1 protein-coding gene is annotated in these 3,111 nt (G+C 71.0%); it reads left to right on the forward strand.

What is annotated here, in order from left to right; all coding sequences use genetic code 11:
- Positions 1-3,111: glucoamylase family protein (locus AC1DY5_RS49075; RefSeq protein ID WP_478121575.1), on the forward strand; the 3,111-nt coding region annotated here is incomplete at both ends.

Consider the following 3,111-nt stretch of genomic DNA (forward strand, 5'->3'; position numbering starts at 1 on the left):
GGCTACCACCTCTTCGACGAAGGCCGCGCCGGCCTGCTCGCCGCGCTGGCACCGGCGCGCGGCGATGGCACGGCCGCGGCGGTGCGGCGCCGCCGACTGCCCCGCCATTGGCGCCTTGCACTCTATGTGACGGCCATCACCGTCGGCACGGCGCTGCTGCTGGCGGCCGTGGTGCATGGCCTGGACCGAAGCGGCTGGCCCGACCCTCGATGGCCCTCGCTGGTGGCTCTGGTGCTGCTCGCCTGGCCGCTTTCCGAAACGGTGATCGCGCTGGTGCATCGCATCGTCGCCGAATCGACCCGCGTACAGGCCTTGCCTCGGCTCGAGTTCGCCGAGGGCATTCCGGCAGCGCACCGCGTGCTGGTGGTGATGCCGTCGATGCTGAATTCGATCGAGGCCAATGCCCAGCTGGCGCACCGGCTCGAACTGCACTGGCTCGCGAACCGCGAGGACCAGGCCCAGTTCGCCCTGCTGACCGACTGGGGCGATGCCGACCTGGTCTCGATGCCCGGCGATTCGCTGCTGCTGGACGATGCCCAGCGCCGGATCGGCGCCCTCAACGACCGTTACCCTGCAGCCGGCGCCACCCCGCGCTTCCTGCTGCTGCACCGGCCGCGCACCTGGTCCGAGACCGAGCACCGCTGGATGGGCTGGGAGCGCAAGCGCGGCAAGCTCGAGATGGTGCTGCGCCTGCTGGCCACTGGAGATGCCAGCGGCTTCCTGCCGGCGGCCAACGGCGCCCGGCTGGCGGCCCGCATTCCCTACGTGATGACGCTCGACAGCGACACCGGGATGCCGCCGGGCACGCTGCGCGAGCTGGTCGCGGTGGCGGCGCACCCCCTGAATGCGCCGCACGTCGATGCCGTCGGCGGCCGAGTGACGGCCGGCTTTGGGGTATTCCAGCCCCGTATCGTCACGCCGTTCCCGGAGCGCCAAGAGCGTTCCCTGTTCCACTGGATGTTCGCCGGCCAGTGCGGGCTCGACCCCTACAGCAACAGCGCCTCCGACATCTACCAGGATGTCTTCAGCACCGGCTCCTTCACCGGCAAGGGCCTGCTCGACGTCCAGGCGATGCACGCCACGCTCGATCGCCGGCTGCCCGAGGGCGCGGTGCTGAGCCACGACCTGCTCGAAGGCGCGGTGGCGCGCTGCGCCGTGGTGAGCGACCTGGTACTGATCGAGGACCATCCGCACCACGCCGACGTCGCCGCCTCGCGGATGCATCGCTGGGCCCGCGGCGACTGGCAGCTGCTGCCGCTGATGCTGCGCGCGCGACGCTTCGGAATCGATGCGCTCGGTCTCTGGAAGATGAGCGACAACCTGCGACGGACGCTGGTGGTGCCGGCCTCGGCCGTGCTGCTCGCCTGGGTCGTCTTCACGGATTCGCTGCCGCTGGCCTGGGCCTTCGCCGCCGTCACCGCGGCCCTCGTGCTCGGCCCGCTCCTCGGCGCGCTGGCGGGTCTGGTGCCGACGCGACGATCGATCCAGCTGCCGCACTTCTTCGACGTCGGCGCCACCGAACTGCTGCGCGCGATGGCCGGCGCGGCCTGGCAGTTCGTCCAGCTGGCGGCGCAGGCCCGCCTGCTGCTCGATGCCAGCGCACGGGCCATCTGGCGACTGCTGGCCAGCCGCCGGCACCTGCTCGAATGGACCACGGCCGCCCAGGCCCAGGCGCAGGCGCGCTATGCACTGGGCGACTTCGTGCGCGGCTCGGCATTCACCAGCGCGGCCTGCCTCGCGCTCGCCCTGGCATCGCTCTGGAGCCCGCACCCCTGGCTCGGCGCCGCGCTCTTCATGCTGTGGGCCGTGGCACCGGTCGCGGCCTGGTGGAGCAGCCGCACGCCGACCGGGCCCGAAAACGAACTCGACACCGGGCAGCAGCGCTATCTCGAGACGCTGGCACGGGACAACTGGCGCTTCTTCGAACACGTGGTCGGGCCCGACGACAACCACCTGCCGCCCGACAACCTGCAGTTCGAGCCCGAGCCGACGCTGGCCCACCGCACCTCGCCGACCAACATCGGCATGTACCTGCTGGCCTGCTGCTGCGCCCACGAATTCGGCTGGGTGGATACGCCCGCGCTGGCAGAGCGGCTCGGCGCCACGCTCGACGCCATCGACCGGCTCGACAAGCACGACGGCCATCTCTACAACTGGTACGACACCCGGTCCCTGCAGCGGCTGCCGCCGGCCTATGTGTCCAGCGTCGACAGCGGCAACCTCGCGGGGCATCTGGTCGCGGTGGCGCAGGCCTGCCGCAGCTTTGCTTCCATGGCTGACGAAGACGCCGCGATCCGGCTCGAAACGCTCGCCCAGCGCTGCGAGACCCTCTGTGCCGGGATGGACTTCAGCGGCCTCTACGACAGCAAGCGCCACCTGTTCCATATCGGCCTCAGGGTCGACGACAACCTGCTCGACGCCAGCTACTACGACCTGCTGGCCTCGGAGTCCCGTCTTCTGAGCTTCCTCGCGATCGCCAAGGGCGACGCGCCGCGGCGCCACTGGATGGCGCTGGGCCGCCCCTTCCTGTCGGTCGGCGTGCGGCCCGGCCTCAAGTCCTGGTCGGGATCGATGTTCGAGTACCTGATGCCGACGCTGGTCATGGCCGAGCCGGTGGGCGGCCTGCTCGAGGTCGCGATGCGCGCCGCGATYGGCGAGCAGCAAGCCTTCGGCAGCGCACAGAACCTGCCCTGGGGCATCTCCGAATCCGCCTATTTCGCGCAGGACCATTCGCTGGCCTACCAGTACTCGCCCTTCGGCGTGCCGCGGCTCGCGCTGCGCCGCACGCCGCCGGCCGATCGCGTGGTGGCGCCCTATGCGAGTGCGATGGCGGCAGCGATCGCGCCGGTCGACGCCATCGCCAACCTGCTGCAGCTCGAATCGCTCGGCGCCCGCGGCGAGTTCGGCTTCTATGACGCGGTCGACTTCACGGTCTCGCGCCAGACCGACGGCCAGCCCTTCACCGTGGTGCGCAATGTGATGGCGCACCACCAGGGCATGTCCCTGGTGGCCCTGTGCAACGCGGTGTGCGACGGCGCGCCGCGCCGCTGGTTCGGCAGCGCCCCGTTGGTGCAGGCGCACGCGTCGCTGCTGCACGAGCGCACGCCGCGG

It is taken from the genome of Variovorax sp. P4_D9 (genome assembly GCF_056401695.1).